The sequence below is a fragment of the Marinospirillum sp. genome (assembly GCF_014859565.1).
The window spans coordinates 1-6118 of record NZ_JACUUA010000190.1; the positions used below are offsets into that span (position 1 = coordinate 1).

Annotated in this window: 8 protein-coding genes and 1 pseudogene; 3 read left to right on the forward strand and 6 right to left on the reverse strand. The window is 50.5% G+C overall.

The features are described from left to right. Positions 1-209 precede the first annotated feature (209 nt). Positions 210-1589, forward strand: a complete 1380-nt coding sequence (locus IBX50_RS16020) for a hypothetical protein (protein ID WP_292257301.1) — start codon at positions 210-212, stop codon at positions 1587-1589. A gap of 153 nt (positions 1590-1742) precedes the next feature. On the opposite strand, the gene IBX50_RS16025 is transcribed toward IBX50_RS16020, so the two are convergent. The 5 genes from IBX50_RS16025 to IBX50_RS16045 are packed head-to-tail and all read right to left on the reverse strand — an operon-like array spanning position 1743 to position 4503. Beyond that, complete coding sequence (locus tag IBX50_RS16025; RefSeq protein WP_292257302.1) at positions 1743-2459, reverse strand: OmpA family protein; 717 nt, start codon at positions 2457-2459, stop codon at positions 1743-1745. Next, the gene (locus IBX50_RS16030; protein WP_292257303.1) at positions 2446-3237 is read right to left on the reverse strand and encodes a hypothetical protein; all 792 of its coding nucleotides are present in this window, start codon (positions 3235-3237) and stop codon (positions 2446-2448) included. The genes IBX50_RS16025 and IBX50_RS16030 overlap by 14 nt, the downstream gene beginning before the upstream one ends. A 45-nt stretch (positions 3238-3282) precedes the next feature. Next, positions 3283-3861 (reverse strand): hypothetical protein, encoded by a 579-nt coding sequence (locus tag IBX50_RS16035; RefSeq protein ID WP_292257304.1) that lies wholly within the window; start codon positions 3859-3861, stop codon positions 3283-3285. A 5-nt stretch (positions 3862-3866) separates the two neighbouring features. Beyond that, positions 3867-4118, reverse strand: a complete 252-nt coding sequence (locus IBX50_RS16040; RefSeq protein ID WP_292257305.1) for a hypothetical protein — start codon at positions 4116-4118, stop codon at positions 3867-3869. After that, entirely contained in the window at positions 4108-4503 is a 396-nt protein-coding gene (locus IBX50_RS16045) for a hypothetical protein (protein ID WP_292257306.1), read from the reverse strand. Before IBX50_RS16045 ends, IBX50_RS16040 begins: the two co-directional genes overlap by 11 nt. 195 nt (positions 4504-4698) lie before the next feature. On the opposite strand from IBX50_RS16045, the gene IBX50_RS16050 reads away from it, so the two are divergent. Both IBX50_RS16050 and IBX50_RS16055 read left to right on the forward strand, forming a co-directional pair. Continuing rightward, complete coding sequence (locus IBX50_RS16050) at positions 4699-5766, forward strand: hypothetical protein (protein WP_292257307.1); 1068 nt, start codon at positions 4699-4701, stop codon at positions 5764-5766. After that, positions 5763-5912, forward strand: coding sequence for a CRISPR-associated endonuclease Cas2 (locus IBX50_RS16055; protein ID WP_292257308.1), 150 nt, complete (start codon positions 5763-5765; stop codon positions 5910-5912). Before IBX50_RS16050 ends, IBX50_RS16055 begins: the two co-directional genes overlap by 4 nt. Here the strand turns inward: IBX50_RS16055 and IBX50_RS16060 are convergent. Beyond that, a pseudogene (locus tag IBX50_RS16060) lies at positions 5913-6026 on the reverse strand (helix-turn-helix domain-containing protein); the annotation flags it as partial. Positions 6027-6118: the final 92 nt, after the last annotated feature.

The following is a 6118-nucleotide window of genomic DNA, read 5'->3' on the forward strand; positions in this document are numbered from 1 at the left end:
CCCGCTTATATCCCCGCCCGATTGGGCGAGGGTTTACGCGGATTTTGCTAAGCGCGGCAAAGGCAACGCCTACGGCATGACACTGCCTGAAGCACACAAGCAGCTGATCTTTTTGATGGATTAAAAAACTTGCCAGTCAAATCGACTAAGTGACCGACTACAAGGAGCCTCTGCCTTCAGAGGCTTATTAAATCAGGAGAAAGGAACCGATGGAGCCAATCGAAAACAGCACAGCAGCCACTCAAGTTTTAGGCTTCAACCCGATGTTTTATGTGTGCGTTATGTCCAACTTCAACTTGCCGCAGCTGGAAGCCTGCTTAGCACGCCGTCCGAGTGATCTCGTTTTGGTGGTGAGCAGCGATTACCGGCCTGCACGAGAAGGTGCTGAAAACCTGACCGCACTGCTCGAACAAGAACTGCCGGGCATTCGCATCCATCGCCCGGATTTAACTGCCCAGCCCGATGCACCGCAACTGACCGGAGATGATGCCCTTAATGCACAAGAATGGATGACGCAAGTGCTGAAGCCTTTTCTGGACACACACCGCCAAGGCCTTGGCTGCTGGCTCAACCTAACTGGCGGCACCAAAGCCACCTCGCTGGCTTTCAGCACCGCTTATCCCTGGACCGGCTTGGACTACAAGCCCTCAGGCAAAAACCATCTCAGCAGTTATCAACTCAACCTAGAGAAGGCTCCCGGAACACACGTATTTAATAGCTTGGGGGAGCAGCCCTTGCCTTCGGTTTCACCTCAGCAGGTGGCGCGGATTTACAACAAGGCCTTTAAAGAAAAATCTCCCAATCATTTTCGAGCAAACCCGGCTAGCTTGCCTTTAGCAAAGCTGATTTTTAGCGGTTTAGAGAGACAAGATGAAGGTCTGGTCTGCCTGTTCAATGCCTTGAGTCGCATCTGGTCTGAACAGCGGGATAAAGAGCGCTTCCCCCAGTGGCAGCTCCCCAGTCTAACACTGCCGCTCACTGACTTTTTGCAGCAGCCAGATACGCCCCATACAGACCTGGAAAAAGAGCCATCCGCCACGGACATGTGGTTAAAGAATCTGGAAGATGCCGCACCAGAGGTCTTTTTTGTCCGCGAAGGCAGCATCACCCTTCCTGGAAATAAGGCCAATAAATTCGGAAAGGTTTTTAAAAGCTGGCTCAGTGGTGATTGGCTAGAGCAGCTCACCGGTCACTGGTTACAAACTCATGCTGGCATTCCTGAAAATGCAATGACTTTTGGCTTGCAGGCCGGAGAAGAAAAAGCGATTGACCGCGAACGCGAAGCCGATGTGCTGATTCACCATAAAGGAAAAACCTATCTGATCGAAGTGAAAGCCGATGTTGCCCCCGGTGAAACACCCGCAGATGCTGAGCGGCAGCTATCTAGCCTGCAAAGCCGTTATGGTCAGACTGAAACTCTGCTGATGGTTGGACCAGAGTTTCGTCAGCGTTTAGAAAATATCAACGACTGGCAGGGCTTTAAGGCGCGTTGTGCCTACCAGAAAGTACGGGTGTGCTGGGATGCAAAGTCACTGGGTGAAACACTGGATGGGAGTTTAAAGCCTCAACCTACCCCCAAAGCCTTGTAGATGGCATCAATGGGATCGGCATAGAGGTTTTCATGGTGGTATAGTTTCACCCGTGGTGGTTGTGTTAAGTGGCTCTGTCGATAACTTTATATTTTTCAACAGCATACCACCGCCACGCCTTCCTTTCAGCTATTTGTCATGAATAAGGCCGGCTCAATTGTGATCAAAAAAATCACGCGTGACTACCTTAAACTCGACCCGCCGCGAGCGCACTGGGTCAAGTGTTGTGCCATCGGCCTGAAGAAGAGGGTTGGCGTAAGCCATGCCATTGGCACGCAGGTGGCGTTCCAACCAGGTGTAGAGGTTGTGTACCTGGGGGTGGTCGATGCGATACACATACTCCAGTACATTGGATGCCCGCTGCTGCGAAAGGCGCATGTTGTTTAAATACACTTCATAAGCCGTTTCGGCCTGCGCCCAGGTGTTGCTGGTGTGGCCTTCAATACGCACTTCTTGCAGCCTATTTTTAAATTGCTGGTTGCCCAGCACGCCTAGATAGCGCGGGAAGAATTCCGTTAAGACCTCTTCAAAAACCGGGCTTAGCTCTGCACGGCCAACGGCAAAGGGTGCATCAAAGCGCATGATGTTGTCTTCGGTGATTTCTGCCGACCAGCGCTCTAAATCGTCGGCAAACTCATCATGCAAAGCCTGGTTGAGTGCCTTGTGATGGTTTTCTCGTTCTTCTTCTTCGTAGAGCACACGCTCTAACAGGCTTTGCAGTTGGCTCTGAGTTTCAACCTCTGCGGCTTGCTGGCGTTGTAACTCCAACACAAAGCCAATGGAGATAAACAAAAATAACACCATCAACACTGCCATCAAATCACTGAGGCTCATCCATACCGAATGCTTTTGTTGTTTAATAGTGAGCATTGGCTTTCCTCAACAGCAGATCCAGGCTTTCCTGCACCACCTTCACATTGGTTTGCAGCTGGCTATTCATCTCACCTGCCGCCACATCCACCTTGCTTAACAAGGCATGAGCGGTGCTGCTTTGCAGACTCAAGCTTTCTGCAGTCTGGTTCATTTCCTTTAGCATGGCTTGCACACTGGCTTCCATCGCACTCACTTGGCTTTGATAGTTTTTCTGCCAGGTATTAATGCCCTGCACCGATTCATTCAGCTGGCGGAAGTTGTCACCAAACTGGGTGTTCAGTTGGGCATTAAAGTCCTTCACCACTTCAGCCAGTGCCTTGACCACCTCTTGCTGTGAGTTTTTTGCAATTTTTGATAAAGCCTCATCTAACGTACTAATCAGGCGCTCTTGCTTGAACTGGCTGCGCTGAGCGTTGGCATCCATTTGCGTAAAACCGGCTTCCAAGGCCGCCAGTATTTGTGCCTGCTGGTTAAGAAAGTCCAGCGTTAGATCTTCTTTTTCCTCGTTGCTTTTGATCACCATCAGCACAACATAGAGGCTCAGGCCAATAATCGAGGTCACAAAAGCCATCTTCAGGCCATCCAGCAACTCAGGAATCGAGGCTTCGATGGCGTTGAAGTCGAAATGATACAGGCCAGCAAACACGCCAACAAAAGTGCCGAGTACCCCCAGAGTGACCAGCTCTGAGCCAATAGCAGAAAAGCGTGGCACGCGCAGGCTAAGTGTAAACAGCAAGAACATCAAACCAGTAAAAAACCAAACAACAAGCGACATAAATAGCTCCAGAGGGAAACAAACAAAGAAAAAAGGCAAAGCTGCTTAGACTGGGTCCTGTGCTAGGATTTTTTTCAGTTGCTGACAAGCGACCAGCCAATCTTTTTTTAAGCTGTTCTGGCGAAAACGGTACTTATAAGCCAGATGATTAGCAGAAAAGCCCTGCAATTCGCGGCCAAAGGCTTCCAGTTCTTCCATTCGGTTTGGGTAATAGCTGCACGCAAAAGGTTCTTTTTTTACCTTGGTTCGCATCAGGCGTTGCTTACAGGTTTTCAGCAGTTGATCACTCTGGTGCAGCAGCTGGTGCTCCACTGGGGTCAGGCTGGCTTTTTCTCGTGGCTTGCCAAACCAATAACGCCCCAAGCTCTTGCTAACAACAAAACCCATAAGAAATAACACCACCCACCCCAGTCCACCAGTGGCGATGCCAAATAGTCCCATCACCGTGCTGATACCCATCATCACAATAAAAGAGCCGCCCAAGCTCACCAGCTTTTCTTCTACCTGGTCGCTCGTATCGCTCTGCAATAGGTTCTGATTCAAGGATTCCAGTAGCGACACCAGCTTTTTTTGCTGACGCGCATCATCTTGATGCAGCTTTTGATAAGCCAGCAGATACGCCATAGGTGTTAGCCCAAAAAGTTCAAAAGCATAATCAGGCCGGCACCACCCAACACCCCTTTGGCAAAGGTCTTGTTTTTTGCCAGTTCATCAGCCACCAGCTCGTTCAAATCAGCCTCATCCAATTCTCGCCAATCCACCCCAGCTTCGGCCAACTCCTCTTTAACCTTTTTAGTGGAATACTCCTGCAAAAAACCTTCGATTTCCTGCTGCGAGGCGTTTTTCATCATTTTCAGCCTGCTGACCAGCTCATTCTTCATGCTGCGACTCCTTACTTTTTTTGTACTGATCAATGATGCGCTGCTTTTTACTGCGCCCAGCCCAGCGGGGTAGAGATTGATCACTACCGGGTGAATTCTGCTTGTTTTCCAGCAACTTGCACGAAGCAGCTGAATTGGGTTGCTCCAATAGCTTTTTAAAGGTGAAAAACAACAGCAATAGGCACACCAGCTGGAGCACGGCTTTGATTAGAAAGGCCAAGAGCACCACGCCTTGATCAGACACAAGGCTCTTAAAGCCAACAAAGAAATAATCCACCAGAAAAAAAGCACTGCCCCACACCAGCAAAAAAGACACCTGACGCAGGTTTTTTTTCAATGCCAGAAACAACCCAATCCAGAAGGTGGCCTTTAAAAAGGAGTACATAAGAACCTCGCTGTGCAGTGGCTGATGGACGCGAAGTTTAGGGCGTAACAATCAAGTGGTGGGGCTGACAAGTTTGTGAGGATCAGCCGGCTGGCTCACAAACTTGTTAAGGCAATGTGCTGAATCGCCCTGATTAAACTGCACTTCATCCAATCATTATTGCCTTCCCGCCATTGTTATTGAGAGGTTCAGCCCATGCCCTTTAGTGCTCAGCAAATTTTGGATCAAGCATTCCATCGGGTGTGTGATTTAGCTGAAGAAGTCGGTATTGATGCCGGTGCGCTGTTACAGGAACTGCCGCCATCCGGCTTTCTGCTCAAGGGGCGTGAAGTACCGGTGCTCGAACCCCGCTACCGAGGCACCTGCAATGTGCTGTTTTATGAAAATCGGCTACCCAGTGGCAACACCTGGCCGTTTCTGCGCTTTTTCACCTTCAAGCATGGCGGTATGGAGCGGCGCTTTAACGGCTTGCGCTGGTTTCGTGAGCAGCAGGGATGGCATTCCCAAGCCTTAAAAAAATCAGGCTTATCGGCCAAGACCAACCAGCAGGCCGTGAGCCATGATGAACGCCTGGCGGTGTGGCAACAGAAGCGAACTCAAGAAGCAGCATTGCGCTGGCAGCGTTTTCAGCGGCTTCAGCGGGAATACCAGCAAGCGGCCTGCCCCAACCCGGCGCACCCTTGGCTGGAACAACGCCTGGCGGGTGAAGCCACCCCGGATCTTCTGGCCCGTAGTGGTTTACGCCAAACCCACTGCCAGCGTTTTCTTTTGCCAATAGAGCGTGGCGGCCAGCAGGTTGCGTTTCAGGAGTTCATCACCCTGCCGGGCCACCTGAGCAAAAAAATCTATACCGCCCAAGAGGGTGCCTTAAATGGCAGCGTCAGCTGGATAGCAGCCCGTGCAGATCATCAACACTGGCCAAGCCTAATGTGCGAAGGTTTCATCACCGGCTTAACTCTGGCGCTCTACTGGCCAGGGCCGATTCAGATTGCACTCAGTGCACACAACCTGAAACTAGCGCGTGCGGCTTATCCGCAGCCCATTGTTCTGGCGCATGATCAGGATGTCTGGAAGCCCCAGGCAGGCAATGTGGGCCTGCAAGCGGCGCTGGATGCCTTTCAGCCCGGTGATCGCCTGATTGCGCCGCGTTTTAGTACGGATTCTGCATCTTTTATGCCTACAGATTTTAACGACCTACTGATGCACGAGGGCAAACAACGCCTGATGCAGTGTTTGGCTGAACAGCTGGAGGATGAACAATGACGGCAACCTTTGTGATGAGCTACGACATTGCTTGTGATGCCAATCGCAGCCGTGTTTTGCGGCTGATGCGCAAACTCGCCGGAGGCTACCAGAACTCGGTGTTTGAAATGGAAGGCAGTGAAACAGAAATTCACCAGCTGCTCTGAGCTGATGATATGCAGCGCCTTGTTGTACACAAACCGCGTAGCACCGAACTGTCGGCTGAGAAATTCCGCCTGCTCAGGTGTCGGGTAGATGCGTACTTTCGTGGCCTTTAACATTTCAGCGCTCATTGATATAATCTAGTCATTATAGCCATCAAGGTCATATTTCAAGTGAGTGAACATCATAAAGAATTGCTATCAGATTACCT